Genomic DNA, 13923 nt, shown 5'->3' with positions numbered 1-13923 from the left:
CGCCTGGGGAGGGGTCAGTTCCGGCCGGGCAGGGCGCGCTCCAGGATCGCGCCCAGGTCGGTCCCGGCGGGCAGCGTGCCGAAGGCGTGCCCCCAGTCGCCACCCAGCCGGGTGGCGCAGAACGCGTCCGCCACCGGGGCCGGAGCGTGCCGGACCAGCAGGGCGGCCTGGAGGGCGAGCGCCATCCGCTCGACCAGCCTGCGGGCGCCCATCTGATCGGTCTCGGTCAACTGGTTCTTCAGCCCGGTCACGGCCGCGTCCAGCCGGGCGTCCGCCCCGCGCGCGAGGGCGAGTTCGCCGAAGAGGGCCTCCGCGCTCTCCGGTGTACGGCCGAGGGCACGCAGCACGTCGAGCGCGTTGACGTTGCCGGAGCCCTCCCAGATCGACAGCAGCGGAGCCTCGCGGTAGTGCCGGGGCATGCCGGAATCCTCGACGTAGCCGTTGCCGCCCAGGCACTCCAGGGCCTCGGCGGTGAAGGCGGGGCCCCGCTTGGTGACCCAGTACTTGCCCACCGCGGTGGCGACCCGCCGGAACGCCCGCTCACTCGCGTCCCCGCGCAACCCCCGGTCCGCCGCGCCCGCGAGGCGCAGCGTGAGCGCCGTCGCCGCCTCAGACTCCAGCGCCAGATCGGCCAGGACATTGCGCATGAGCGGCTGCTCGACGAGGCGGGCGCCGAACGCGCTGCGGTGCCGGGCGTGGTGCCCCGCCTCGACGAGCGTCTTGCGCATCAGGGCCGCCGAGGACATCACACAGTCCAGGCGGGTGCAGTTGACCATCTCGATGATGGTCTTCACGCCCCGCCCCTCCGGGCCCACCAGCCAGGCCACGGTCCGGTCGAACTCCGGCTCGGACGAGGCGTTGGACCGGTTGCCGAGCTTGTCCTTCAGCCGCTGCACGCGGAAGGTGTTGCGGCTGCCGTCGGGCAGGATCCGCGGCACCAGGAAGCACGACAGTCCGCCCGGGGCCTGCGCGAGCACCAGGAAGACGTCGCACATCGGCGCCGACGTGAACCACTTGTGGCCGCGCAGCGTGTAGACGCCCGGCTCGCCCGTGGGGGTGGCCGTGGTCGTGTTCGTCCGGACGTCGGAGCCGCCCTGCTTCTCGGTCATGCCCATTCCGGCCAGCAGCCCGGGCTTCTCGGTCGGCACGCGCAGCTCCGGGTCGTACTCCCGGCTGGTGAGCAGCGGCTCGTAGACCTTGGCCAGATCCGGTTGTGCGCGCAGTGCGGGCACGGCCGCGTAGGTCATCGACGTCGGGCAGCCGTGGCCCGCCTCCGTGTGACCCCACACCAGCCCGCCGGCGGTACGCACCACGTGGGCGCCGGGCCGCCCGTCCGCCCAGGGGGCTCCGGCCAGGCCCTCGGCGACCGCCGTGCGCATCAGGTGGTGCCAGCTGGGGTGGAACTCCACCTCGTCGATCCGGTGCCCGTAGCGGTCGTGCGTCCGCAGGACCGGCTCGTGCCGGTTCGCCTGCTCGCCCCACTCCTGCGCCTTCGCGCTTCCGGCGAGCCGCCCGAGCCTGCGGAGGTCCTCCTCGGCCCAGCCCGCGCCCTCCCGCCGCAGCCCCTCCAGCAGGGCCTGGTCGTCGGAGGCGTCGTACGGGGAGAGCGGTGGCGCCTGGTTGGTGACGTCGTGGGTGGCGTTCTGCTGCTGGGACGCCGACGGGAAGCGGGGGTGCGACGCAGACCGCGTGGGAATCGAGACCATACGCCTCATGTTGCACTCTCCCTGCGGCCGTAGCAATGATGCAACAAGAGGTCGTCGGTCAGCACGTAGAGTTCGTGACCATGCGCATGAACGTGTCGGCGGAGCCGGACGCCGCCGGTCTGCGGCCGCTGTCCGCGCGGTCGGTCGTCCTGAGCCTGCTGCTCGGCGCGCACCCGCCGGAACTGCCCGTGAAGGACCTCGTCCGGCTGGTGGAGCCCTTCGGGGTCGGCGGCTCCACCCTGCGCGCCGCGCTCAGCCGCATGGTGAGCGCCGGTGACCTGCGGCGCACCGACGCCGTGTACGGGCTGAGCGAGCGACTGCTGGCCCGGCAGCGCCGCCAGGACGACGCCGTACGGCCCGGCACGCGCGCGTGGGACGGCGACTGGGAGATGGTGGTGATCACCGCGACCGGCCGTGGGCCCGCCGAACGGGCCGACCTGCGCGCCCGGTTGAGCGGCCTGCGGCTGGCCGAGCTGCGCGAGGGCGTGTGGCTGCGCCCGGCCAACCTCGACCGTGTCCTGCCGGACGCGGTGCGTGAGGCGGCCCTGACGTACACCGCGCGTCCCGATCAGCCCGCGCGCGAGCTGGTCGGACGGCTCTGGCCGCTGGACCTGTGGGCGGCCACCGCTCGCGCCCTCCTCACCCGCGCGGCCCAGGCGCGGCGACCGGCCGAACGCCTCACCGCCTACGCCGCCTCCGTACGCCACCTCGTCACCGACCCCGTGCTGCCGGCCGCCCTGCTGCCCGCCGACTGGCCGGGCGAGGCCCTGCGTGCGGCCTATACCGACTACCGGCGGGAACTGGCGCGGTCCATGGGCGTGGGGGGCGACGACGCCGACGGTGACACACCGGGTCCGTCCTAGACGTCGATGGCGGCGGGGGCCGGGACCCCCGCCGAGGGATCGGCGCGGGTGGCGCGCCGGCGGCCGGGGGCGTTCCCTGGGAAGAGCCCGCGTGACCGGCGAAGCGCGGGTGGCCTGCGGCGCCGGAGGGTACTCGGCCCGCACGTCAAGCGTTCTCACCCGAGGAGAGTCATGGCTGAGCGGAAGTCGTCGTCGGTCCTCACGGCGCCGCTGCGCGGCGCGGCCTCGGTACTGCGTGCTGTGCCCGGCGCCGGGACGGTGAGCAGGGCGGCGGAGGAAACCCTGGACAAGGTCGGCGCGGTCTCACCCCGCGGCCGACGCATGGCGGTGTACACGGGGGCCGGACTGCTCGGTGTGGCGGGTGTGGTCGAGTGGCCGGTGGCGCTGGCAGGCGCCGCCGTGACCTGGCTGACCCAGCCCCGGCCCTCGGACCGGGCGGGCGAGGGCACCGGCGGGATCGAACCGCCGCACGACCTCGGCACCGCGGCACTCAGATCCGCCCACGGCACCGCGTACCCGGGCCAGACGCCTCAGGGCGATGTCCGGCCCGACGGGGCCCCCATGAGGCCCCCGGGCGCCGAACCGTCCGGCCACACCGAGGCGAACCCGGTCGGCAGACCGTCGGACGGCAAGGGGGCGCAGGGCAAACACGGCAAGCACGGCAAGGGATCGCATGCCAAGGGGGTTCACGGCAAGGCGTCGGAGCCCACGGCGTCGGAGCACCGGCAGTCCCCGGGCCCGCTGGGCCCGACGGCGCGGCCCGACCGCACCACCCTCTGAGGAGAGGCCATGGTGCCCAGCCTGCTGACCGTGCCGTCCGCAGCCGCACGCCTGCTGCCCGCCGCCCCGCGCCTCCTGGCGCGGGCGGCGGCGCCCGCGGTCGGGCTGGCCGCCGGTGCCGCCGCCGGGACGGCGCGCGCCGGGGTGCGCGCCGCCGAGGCCGCCGTACGAGTGGGGCGGGTGGCCCGCAGCACCCTGCCCGGAGCAGGCGAGCACTGGCGGGCCGGAGCCCGCGCACACCTGGCCCTGCGGCCCCTGGAGCACGCGCAGGCGCGGCACGCGGGCGGCAAGGCCCATCTGGCACGGCGACTGGCCGAGAGCCTCGCCGAGCGGCCGGACGTACTCGTCGCCTACTGGGACGAGGGACTCGCGCGCCTGGTGGTGACCGCGATCAGCGACGAGGCGGCCGACCTCGTCGTACAGGAGGTGACCGAACTGGCCGAGCGGCACGGACTGGTGCTGGACGGCGACGACGCCGAGGAGATCACCCACCCGGCCGACCCGGCCGGAGTGCGTGCCGCCGTGGCCACACTCGCGGCCAACGGCGTCGGCATCGGCGCCGCGGTCGGCGCGTACGCGATGCGCCTGCCGCCCTCACCGCGCCTCGTGACCGCGGTGGTGACGCTGCTGCGGGAGAACCCCCGCTTCCGCGCCTGGCTGTGCGACCGGCTGGGCGGCGCCGACCGGATGGACCTGGTGCTGGCCTGCGCGAACGCCGCCGTCCACGGCGCCGGGCAGACCCCCACCTCCCTGGTGCTCGACGGCGCTCTGCGCGCCTGCCAGGTCGCCGAGACCGTGTCCCGGGCCGCCGCCTTCGACGCCGTGCACGACCGGTTGTGCGCCCCGGACCGGCTCAGCCTGGCCCCCGACGGCCCCCCGAGACCGGCGTTGCGTGAATCCCCGGCCCAGGAGTACGCCTCCCACGCGTCGGCGGGCAGTCTGCTGGGCGCCGCGGCCACCCTCCTGGCGAAGCACGACGCAGCGGAGGCCGCCGAGGCGGTGCTCGCCGGCTCGCCGAAGGCGGCCCGCTACGGCCCCGCCGCCTTCCACGCCCTGCTCAGCGCCGCCCTCGCCGGCGGCGGAGTGCTCGTCCGGGACCCGGACCGGCTGCGCCGGCTGGAGCTGGTCGAAACGGTCGTCCTGCACCACGGCGCGCTGTGTACCGAGGACGGCGAGGCCGATCCGTGGACCGAGGCCGTGCTGGACGCCGCGCGCCGGGCCGGGCTGCGGGTCGTGGTCGTCGACGACCCCGCGCTGGAGGACTTCACCGGGCTCGCCGACCAGGTGGTCGACGCGCGCCGCCCGCTGGACGACGTCGTGCACGAGGCGCGCGCCGACGGGGGAGCCGTCCTCACCGTCGCCCGCGTCCGCACGGCCGATCAGCACGACGTCCTCGCCGCCCTGCGCGCCAGTGACCTCGCCGTCGCCCTGACCGACCGGGACGCCGCCGTCGTGTGGGGCGCGGACATCCTGGCCCTGCACGGCCTGCCCGACGTGTGGCGGGTGCTGACCGCCGTACCGGCCGCCCGCGCGGTCGGCCGGCGCTCCCAGACCCTGGCCCGATCCGGTGCCGCGCTGTCCGGCCTCCTCGTGGCCGTCCGCGAGTCCCGGGTCGGACGCGGCCGTCTCGCCCTGCTGCCGGGGTCCCGGCACGTGCCCGTCGACGCCGTTGCCGCGGCCGCCCTGCTGTCCGGGGCGCGGGCCGCGTTCGGCGTGGCGACGGCCGGCGCGCCGCACCCACGCGCGCGGGTGCACTGGCACGAGCTGGACCCGGACCAGGCCCGGGAACGGCTGGAGCACGAACCGGCACCCGAGCACACCGCCTTCGACGCTCTGACGGCCCGCGTGCGCGAGCTGACCGCCGGTGTCGCCGGGCATCCGGTCGCCGCGCCGGCCCGCTGGGCCTACCGGCTCGGCGGCGCCGTGCGCAGCGAACTCCACGACCCGCTCACCCCGGTCCTGGCGGTCGGCTCGGCGGCCTCGGCGATCCTCGGCTCGGTCATGGACGCCCTGCTCGTCGTCGGCGCACTGGATCTGAACGCCCTGGTCGGCGGCATCCAGCGGCTGCGCGCCGAGGAGGCGCTGTCCGGGCTCGTCGCCGAGCAGAAGCAGAAGGCGCGCGTCGTACCGCCGGACGCCGAGGCGCCGCCCGGCTCGTCCAAGGGCCAGCCGCCCGGCGGCGCTGTGCGCACCGTGGAGGCGGGCGGGCTGCTGCCGGGCGACGTGATCCAGCTCAAGGCGGACGACGTGGTGCCCGCCGACGCCCGGCTGCTGTGGCAGGACGGCCTGGAGGTCGACGAGTCCGCGCTGACCGGTGAGTCACTGCCCGTGGAGAAGCAGACCGACCCGACCCCGCACGCGGCCGTCGCCGACCGGCGCTGCATGGTCTTCGAGGGGACGACCGTGGTGGTGGGCGAGGCCCGGGCCGTCGTCGTCGACACCGGGGACCACACCGAGGCCGCCCGCGCCGTCCACCTCGCCGCCCGCACGCCCCCGGCCGGCGGCGTGCAGGCCAGGCTGCAGGAACTCACCCGCAAGGCACTGCCGTTGACGCTGGCGGGCGGTGCCACCGTCACCGGTCTCGCCCTGCTGCGCGGCACCCCCATCCGCGAAGCTGTCAGCGGCGGTGTCGCCGTGGCCGTGGCGGCCGTGCCGGAGGGCCTGCCCCTCGTGGCCACGGTCGCACAGCTGGCGGCGGCACGGCGACTGAGCCGTGGCGGTGTCCTCGTGCGCACCCCGCGCACCCTGGAGGCGCTGGGCCGCATGGACACCATCTGCTTCGACAAGACCGGCACCCTCACCGAGAACCGTCTGCGGCTGGTGCGCACCACCGACGCCGACGGCACCGTCCGCGCGGTGCGCGACCCGGGATCCGCCGACACGATCCGGGCCGCCGCACGCGCCTGTCCGCAGCTCGACGACGGATCCGACCGCCCGGTGCACGCCACCGACGAGGCGGTGCTGGCGGCCGCCGGTCCCGACCCGGACTGGACCCGCCTGGCCGACCTGGCCTTCGAGGCGGGACGCGGTTACGCCGCCGCCGTCGGCCGCGTCGGGGCCGGCCCGCCCGTGCTCTTCGTCAAGGGCGCGCCGGAAACCGTACTGCCCGCCTGCTCCGGCCTGCCCGAGCACGCCTCCGACTCCGCGCACGCCCTCGCCGGGGACGGTCTGCGCGTGCTCGCCGTGGCCCGACGACGGCTGGGCGAGGACGAGGGCCAGGGCGAGGGGATGCTGGAACAGCCGCTGGGCGGGCTGGAGTTCGTCGGCCTGCTCGCGCTGTCCGACGTAGCCCGCGAGACCTCGACGGCCCTGGTGAGCGGTCTGGGCAAGGCGGGCGTACGACCGGTCATGCTCACCGGCGACCACCCGCAGACCGCGCGGGCCATCGCCGCCGACCTGGGCTGGCCCGAGGACACCGTCGTGGTGACCGGCGACGAACTGGCCCGGGCGGACCGGGCGGCCCGCGCCCGTATGCTGCGCGACGCAGGGGTGGTGGCCCGGGTGGCGCCCGAACAGAAGCTCCAGGTCGTGGAGGCGCTGCGGGACGCGGGCCGGGTGGTCGGCATGGTCGGCGACGGCGCCAACGACGCGGCGGCCATCCGGGCCGCCGACATCGGCGTCGGCATCAGCGCGCGGGGCTCGACCGCCGCGCGCAACGCCGCCGACATCGTCCTCACCGCCGACGACCTGACCGTTCTGATCGACGCGGTCGGCGAGGGCCGCGCGCTGTGGCACAGCGTGGCCGACGCCATCGCCATCCTGATCGGTGGCAACGCGGGAGAGATCGGCTTCGGCATCCTCGGCACGCTGCTGTCCGGGAGGGCGCCGCTGTCCACCCGGCAGATGCTCATGGTGAACCTGTTCACCGACCTGTTCCCGTCGATGGCCGTGGCGGTGACCGAGAAGGAGGACGAGGCGGACCTGGCGCATGTGGAGGAGGCGGCCGGTGTGCTGGGCGAGCCGCTGCTGCGGCAGATCCGGCACCGGGCCCTGACCACCTGCCTGGGCGCGCTGACGGCCTGGCTCATCGGCCGGTTCACCCCCGGCACCGCGCGCCGCTCCGGCACCATGGCCCTGTGCGGAGTGGTCGGCACGCAGCTAGCGCAGACGCTGCTGGACCGGCGCGACAGCCACCTGGTGCAGGTGACGTGCCTGGGGTCCGCCGTGGCCCTGGTCGTCGTGGTGCAGACCCCGGGCGTCAGCCGCCTCTTCGGCTGCACCCCGCTCGGCCCGGTCGCCTGGGCGGGGGTGGTGGCCGCGATCGCCCTGGCGCTGGCCGGGCAACGGACCCTGCCCCGCCTGGAGGAGACGATTGCCCGCCTCCTGCCGGATGGAGCCGCTTGAGCTTGCCCGGCCCTGCCTGGCCCCGGTTGGGGGGGTGGTGGCCGCGATTCGCCTTGGCGCTGGCCGGGCAAACGGGCCCTGCCTCGGCTGGAGGAGACGATCGTGCGCCTCCTGCCGGATGGAGCCGCTTGAGCTTGCCGGCTCTGCCGGGCCCCGGTTGGGGGGGTGGTGGCCGTGATTCGCCTTGGCGCTGGGCGGGCAAACGGACCCTGCCTCGCCTGGAGGAGACGATCGCCCGCCTCCTGCCGGATGGAGGCGCTTGGGCTTGCCGGCCCCGGGGGTGGCCGGGCGTCACGACCGGTGGGCGGCCCCCAGGAGCCCTTCCCAGTCGGCCAGTTTGACCACGCCGCGGCCCAGGCCCGCTCCCAGCGCGGCCTCGGCCCGCTCGATCGACAGCCACTCGTTCCAGGAGACGGGGTCGACGCCCGCGCTCCGCAGCGTCGCCACCGGATCCGCCGGCACGTCCCCGCGGGCGAGCGCGGGCGCGTCGGCGAGCAGGGAGAGCACCGTCTCCTTGGCGCAGGGCCGGTTGGTGCCGATGACGCCCGTCGGGCCGCGCTTGATCCATCCGGCGACGTACTCGCCGGGCGAGGGGACGCCGTCGCGCACGACCCGGCCCGCCACGTTCGGGACCGTGCCCGTCGCCGCGTCGAATGGCAATCCGTCCAACGGCACCCCGCGATAACCGACCGACCGCAGCACCAGCTGGGCGGGCACGACCTCGAACCGGCCCGAGCCCGTCACCCCGCCGGCGCCGTCCGGCACCGTCCTCTCGAAGCGCACGGCGCCCACCCGATCCGCACCCCGCTCCCGGGCGCCACCGGGCGACCCGCCCGCGTCGCCTTCCGCGAGCAGCTCGACAGGCCGCAGGAAGAACCGCAGACCGATGTGGCGGCCGGCCGGTGCCGGGGGCCGCGCCGCCCAGTCGCGCAGCACCTCCACATTGCGGCGCTGCACCGCCGGCAGCGTGGCCGGATCGACCGGGTCCAGCGCCAGCTCGCGGGGGTCCACCTTCACCTCGGTGCCGGGCAGACCGCCCAGTTCCCGCAGTTCCTTGGTGGTGAAGCGGGCCTGTGCCGGACCGCGCCGCCCCACCATGTGGACTTCGCGGACCCCGCTCGCCGCCAGGGTGTCCAGGGCCGCCTGCGGAATGTCCGTCGGCAGCAACTCGGCCGCGCCCCGCACCAGCATGCGCGTGACGTCCACGGCGACATTGCCCATCCCGATGACCACCGCCGACCGCACCCCGCGCAGGAACCCCGCGTCGGCCGCGTCCGGATGCGCGCTGTACCAGGACACGAACTCGGTGGCCGACCAGCAGCCCGGCAGCTCCTCACCCGGGATGCCGAGCCGGCGGTCGGTGGCGGCGCCGACGCAGTACACCACCGCGTGGTACAGCTCCCGCAGCCGTTCCACCGGGACACCGCCGGGGCCGCCCACCCGGATTCCACCGACGAACCGCACCCGCTCGTGCTCCAGCACCGTGCGCAGGCTGCCCTGAAGTGACTTGATCTTCTCGTGGTCCGGGGCGACGCCGTAGCGGACGAGGCCGTACGGGCACGGCAGCCGGTCCAGGACGTCGACACACACCTCCGGATCCAGCTGGACGAGGCTCTGGGCGGTGTAGCAACCACTCGGCCCGGAACCCACGACGGCGACTCGCAGCACGGCGGCACCTCGCTCGAAGGAGGATGGTGTGCGGATGCTCCCAGCATGGCACCGCCGCGGCCGGGAGGGCAGGGGCCGGAGGGGTGACACGGCCACTCCCTCAGGGGCCGATCGGTCGTTCCTCCGTCGCGAAGAACCGGGAGAGATCCCGGTCCGGGCCGCCCGCCCCCGCCTCGGCCACGCTCTCCGGGGGGACGCCCAGCTCCCAGTCGAGCCCGTATCTGTGGAACAGCTCGGCCCGCAGCGCCGGGACGGGCATCGGTACTCCGGGCACCAGAGCGGCGAACACCGCACCCATCAGCACGGCCCGCAGCATCGGATAGTCGGCGCAGACGTCCGCGGAGCCGTACCGGGCGACGGTGTCACCGAGCAGCTCCGAGAGCCGCCGCTGCTCCGGACACTGCACGAAACCCTCGCCGTGCAGCAGCCCCGCCATGTGCTGCCGCATGAGAACCGGCCTGTCCCGGGCGAGGCCGAGGATCGCGTCGATGGCCCGGGCCAGCCGCTCCCGGCCGTCATCGGTGCTCGGCTCGCGCTCCAGTGCCTCCTCCAGCGTGCGGTGCATCATGCGGTGCACGGCGGACTGCACCAACTGGCGCTTGCCGGGGAAGTAGTAGGAGACCAGTCCGCGCGCCGAGCCGGCGCGGTCCGCGATGTCGCCCAGTGTCGTGGCCTCGAAGCCGCGCTCACCGACCAGTTCAACGGCCGCCTGCAGCAGCCGCTCCCGGGAACGCCGCCGCAACTCTTCATTGACCGAGGCGCTGCGCGGGGACATCCTGTAACTCCTGCGTTGACTGGCTACCAGCCAACTATACTCATCGCGGGAGGCATCGCCCTGGCGCTGTGCCTGTCCAGTGCTGCCGTCCGTCTGGGGCGACGCGGGGGATCGTCTCAGACGGACGGCGCGGAACGCGAGCACTTCGTCCAGCCGTCGCCGAGCGTGCCGACGCTGCTGTCGCACACCCGCCGGTCGCTTCCTACAGTGGGCTCGGATGCCGAGCCGAGGAGGCGGATGGCCATGGAACAGGACCAGCGGATCCTGGACAACATCACGCAGATGGTCGAGGACGAGCGCAGGCTCCGTGCGGACCTCGCCTCGGGCCGGATCGACGGTGCCACGGAGCAGGCGCGGCTCGACCGGCTGGAGCGTGAGCTGGACCGGTGCTGGGACCTGCTGCGGCAGCGACGGGCCAAGGCCGAGTTCGGGGAGAACCCGGACAAGGCCGAGGTGCGGCCTTCCTCCCAGGTCGAGGGCTACCAGGGCTGAACGGCCAGGGCGCGTCGTCCCCGCTCCGCCCGCCGTGCACCGCTCAGCCCACGAGATCCAGCACGGGCAGCAGCGCGTCGGGCCGGCGGTCGACCGGCAGGTGGTCCACGAAGTGCACCCCGCAGCCGAGCGCGGCCGCGCCGCCGTCCGCCGCCCTGTTGTCGCCGACCATCAACGTCTGCCGGGGATCGGCGCCCAGCGCCTCGCAGGCGACCGTGAACAGCCGCGGGTCCGGCTTCTGCACGCCGTGTTCGTACGACAGCACATACGCGTCCACATAGGTGTCGAGCCCGTGCTCGCGGAACACCGGGCGCGGATCCCAGCCGATGTTGCTGACGACCCCCACGCCGATCCCACGCTCACCCAGGGTGCGCAGCACCTTCGCGGCGTCCGGGTAGGGAGTCCAGGCGGCGGGCGTCATGTGCCGTTCGTACAGCGCGTCGTGCAACGCCGGGTCGGGCAGGGGCGCACGCCGGGACAGGGCCGTGAAGGCGGCCCGGTGCAGTTCCGCGCTCTCGTCCCGCACCGCCCACGCGGCGGCCAGCTCTTCGGGCACCTCCACCGGCTCCGCACCGCCCGGCAGGGCCCCGGCCGCGTCCAACGCCCGTGCGGCCTCGGCCAGTCGGGGTTCGGGCAGGGGGACGCCGGTCTCCTTCAGCACCGCCCGCAGCCAGGACTCGGTGGACTCGACGCGGAACAGCGTCCCGGAGAAGTCGAACAGCACGGCAGCCATGCGCCGGACTCTACCCGGGCCGCCCATCGGGCAGTTGCGCACCGGCCGGCCGCGGCCACTCGTACACCATGACGGCAAGCGCCGTGAGCAGCGCTCCGAACAGCCACCCGCCTACCACGTCCGAGAACCAGTGCACGCCGAGCCACACCCGGGTCACACCCACGCCGACCACCGAGACCACCGCCGCCGTCACCGCCGCGACCCACACCGCTCGGCTCGGCCCGTGGCGGTGCAGGATCCACAGCAACAGGCCGCAGACCACCGTGGCCGTCAGGGCGTGGCCGGAGGGGAAGGCCGCGTAGTGGGCGGAGTCGACGGGGTCCGGCCAGACCGGGCGGGGCCGGTGGACGGCGGCCTTCACCGTCTGCTGCACGATCGCCGTCACGGCGCAGGTGACCGCCAGCCACCACGCCGTCCACCAGGCCGACCACCGCCACACCAGCCACACGGCCACCGCCGCGCAGAGCAGGCGCATGGTCAGCGGGTCCCAGACCCAGTCCGACAGCACACGCAGGACGTGCGTGAGGCCGCGGTCCTCCACCGCCCGGCGGTGTGTGGTCCGGGCGAGGTCACCGTCCAGGCCGAGCAGAGGGTGCCAGCGGACGGCGACCAGGATCAGCAGCAGTACGGAACAGGCGCCCAGGGCGGCGGCCACGAGGGACGCGGTGCGCGGCGCGTGGGAGCGAAGCGGCGGGGGTGCGGTGGTCCGATGGTGCATGCCCCGATCCTCGCCGACGGGGCGGCCACCGGGCCAGCGGGCGCCGACGGGGCGGCCACCGGGCCAGCGGGGTGGAACGAGCCGGGCCGCCGCCCGAGCCCGCCGTGGGCCCGCCGTCCGGGTCGGCCGTCGGCGCCGGGGCCCTTCGAGCCGGCCGAAACGGCACCCGCGGCGCCGCGTGCCACCTGCCCGCCGCGCCCCGCGAACAGCGGGGTCAGCCCAGCGCGCGCAGCGCGGGGACCAGGGCCACCAGTACCGGGATCACCGGGACCAGTGCGGCGGCCGCGGTCAGGCGCAGCCGGTGCGGCGCGGGCAGCCGGTGCGCGGGTGCCAGCAGGCGGTGCACCCGCTGCGGCACCTGGGCGTGCGGGGTCGGGCAGGGGCCGAACACGCCCCGCTCCTCGTTGAGTCCGACCAGGGCCAGCGCCGTGGTCAGCCGGCCGAAGCGCCGGGAGGCCGTGTCGTCGGCGGCCAGTTCGACCAGCCGGTGCATCTCGTCCCGGAACGCGGCGAACACCGCAACCCGGGGGAAGCCGTCCGCCAGTGCGCTGGAGCAGTACAGCAGCCAGTCGTGCCGCGCCCGCGCGTGGCCCTGCTCATGGGCGAGCAGAGCGTCCGACTGACGTCCTTTCAGGCGGCGCAGCGCGGCCGTGGTGACGACCAGCCGGGGCGCCGTACCGGGCAGCCACCAGGCGTCCGGTCGCTCCCCCTCCAGTACCACGAGCCGGCCGACCGTGGGCTCCTCGCCCGGCAACAGCGGGGAGCGCAAGAGCAGTTCGGCCCGCCGCCGGCGTCGCCGCGTCCGGGCCCCGACGACCTCGCGCACCAGCATCGCGACGCTCCACGCTCCGGCCGAGGCGAGCAGTACGGCGGTCGGCGCCGCCCAGGGACCGGCCGCACCGAGGGCGTAGGCGTCCACGACCGCGCGCGGGGCCGGGGCGAACACATGCCCGCGCACCGCCTGCCAGGCCGCGGCGGCGCTCAGTGTCATCGACAGCGCGCAGCACAGCAGTACGGCCGCCACGACGCACTGCCACGCCCACAGGGCCACCACCGGTTCGCGGTCCGGCCAGTCGGCCCGGGCGAGCAGCCGAGGAGCGACGACGGCGGTCAGGGCGCCGAGCAGCAGCAGGGCCACGGGGACCATCATGGGCAGCACCCTATGAGCGCCAAGGCGTCCGGGGATACGTTCCGCCGCACCGAAGTGACGCAGGCAACGCGCGTATCGGGCCGTGCGGCCGGGCGCTCACATCGTCAGCAGCATCGCCACCATGCCGATGCCCATCGACAGCCGGCAGGCCCGGGCCAGCTCGGGACGGTCGCCCCAGCGAGCGACCGTCACGCCGGTTCTACGGCGCGGGGTGGTCGCGGGGGCGGCGGCGGGCACGAGCCGGGCGCCGGAGAGGAGGACGTAACCCGTGAAATACAGCAGGAGCGCGCCGGTCACCGGCGGTACCCCGAAACCGCCGTGCGTGTGGTGCCCGGCGGGTGGGGCCCCGGCCATCGCCACGGACATGTAGACCATGGCCGCCGTGCCCACCAGGTGGTGCAGATGGTGCGGACCGCCGCGGGCGGCCCACAGTGCGCGCACCGCTGCCGCGCCGAACACGGCCGCGTACGCCGGCCATGCCCAGTGCGGTGGCGTGAACACCGCGGCCGGCACGGCCATCACGGCCATGCCGAAGCCCATCAGCGCCTCGCCGCCCGCGGCCCGGCGCTGTTCCTCGACGCCGCTGCGCATCCGCAGCAGGCAGTAGGCCCCGGTCGCCGCGCACAGGGCGACCAGCAACCAGGCCGCCGACACCGGTCCGTGCATGCCCACCTCCCCGATCGAGCATCGGTCG

At 75.3% G+C, this 13923-nt stretch carries 11 protein-coding genes; 4 read left to right on the top strand and 7 right to left on the bottom strand.

The window, feature by feature from the left end; translation table 11 throughout:
• Positions 1–14 precede the first annotated feature (14 nt).
• Positions 15–1706: an acyl-CoA dehydrogenase family protein gene (locus ACIBA9_RS09105; protein ID WP_399361116.1), complete on the bottom strand. Its 1692-nt coding sequence runs from the start codon at positions 1704–1706 to the stop codon at positions 15–17.
• Between the two features lie 80 nt (positions 1707–1786).
• On the opposite strand from ACIBA9_RS09105, the gene ACIBA9_RS09100 reads away from it, so the two are divergent.
• The 3 genes from ACIBA9_RS09100 to ACIBA9_RS09090 all read left to right on the top strand — a co-directional run bounded on the left by ACIBA9_RS09100 (position 1787) and on the right by ACIBA9_RS09090 (position 7693).
• The gene (locus ACIBA9_RS09100; RefSeq protein ID WP_399361114.1) at positions 1787–2569 is read left to right on the top strand and encodes a PaaX family transcriptional regulator C-terminal domain-containing protein; all 783 of its coding nucleotides are present in this window, start codon (positions 1787–1789) and stop codon (positions 2567–2569) included.
• A gap of 171 nt (positions 2570–2740) precedes the next feature.
• On the top strand, positions 2741–3349 hold the full coding sequence (locus ACIBA9_RS09095) for a hypothetical protein (RefSeq protein WP_399361112.1): 609 nt from the start codon (positions 2741–2743) through the stop codon (positions 3347–3349).
• Between the two features lie 9 nt (positions 3350–3358).
• A complete protein-coding gene (locus ACIBA9_RS09090) occupies positions 3359–7693 on the top strand; it encodes an HAD-IC family P-type ATPase (protein ID WP_399361111.1) in 4335 nt (1444 codons plus the stop codon).
• Between the two features lie 291 nt (positions 7694–7984).
• On the opposite strand, the gene ACIBA9_RS09085 is transcribed toward ACIBA9_RS09090, so the two are convergent.
• The gene (locus ACIBA9_RS09085; protein WP_399361109.1) at positions 7985–9361 is read right to left on the bottom strand and encodes an FAD-dependent oxidoreductase; all 1377 of its coding nucleotides are present in this window, start codon (positions 9359–9361) and stop codon (positions 7985–7987) included.
• A 100-nt stretch (positions 9362–9461) separates the two neighbouring features.
• Entirely contained in the window at positions 9462–10136 is a 675-nt protein-coding gene (locus ACIBA9_RS09080) for a TetR/AcrR family transcriptional regulator (RefSeq protein ID WP_399361107.1), read from the bottom strand.
• Positions 10137–10379: 243 nt separating this feature from the next.
• Between ACIBA9_RS09080 and ACIBA9_RS09075 the strand changes: the two genes are divergently transcribed.
• Positions 10380–10628, top strand: a complete 249-nt coding sequence (locus ACIBA9_RS09075; protein WP_399361105.1) for a DUF2630 family protein — start codon at positions 10380–10382, stop codon at positions 10626–10628.
• A 43-nt stretch (positions 10629–10671) separates the two neighbouring features.
• Here ACIBA9_RS09075 and ACIBA9_RS09070 read toward each other — a convergent pair whose 3' ends face one another.
• From ACIBA9_RS09070 to ACIBA9_RS09055, 4 genes are all read right to left on the bottom strand, one after another.
• Positions 10672–11361, bottom strand: a complete 690-nt coding sequence (locus ACIBA9_RS09070) for an HAD family hydrolase (RefSeq protein ID WP_399361103.1) — start codon at positions 11359–11361, stop codon at positions 10672–10674.
• Between the two features lie 10 nt (positions 11362–11371).
• The gene (locus ACIBA9_RS09065; protein ID WP_399361101.1) at positions 11372–12079 is read right to left on the bottom strand and encodes a phosphatase PAP2 family protein; all 708 of its coding nucleotides are present in this window, start codon (positions 12077–12079) and stop codon (positions 11372–11374) included.
• 214 nt (positions 12080–12293) lie between these two features.
• A complete protein-coding gene (locus ACIBA9_RS09060) occupies positions 12294–13229 on the bottom strand; it encodes a M56 family metallopeptidase (RefSeq protein ID WP_399361099.1) in 936 nt (311 codons plus the stop codon).
• 96 nt (positions 13230–13325) lie between these two features.
• Positions 13326–13895 (bottom strand): DUF5134 domain-containing protein, encoded by a 570-nt coding sequence (locus tag ACIBA9_RS09055; RefSeq protein ID WP_399361097.1) that lies wholly within the window; start codon positions 13893–13895, stop codon positions 13326–13328.
• Positions 13896–13923: the final 28 nt, after the last annotated feature.

Source organism: Streptomyces sp. NPDC051452, assembly GCF_044454765.1.
Lineage (GTDB): Bacteria > Actinomycetota > Actinomycetes > Streptomycetales > Streptomycetaceae > Streptomyces.
The sequence above is the reverse complement of the archived record's forward strand: the minus strand, read 5'-3'. Positions and strand labels throughout refer to the sequence as shown.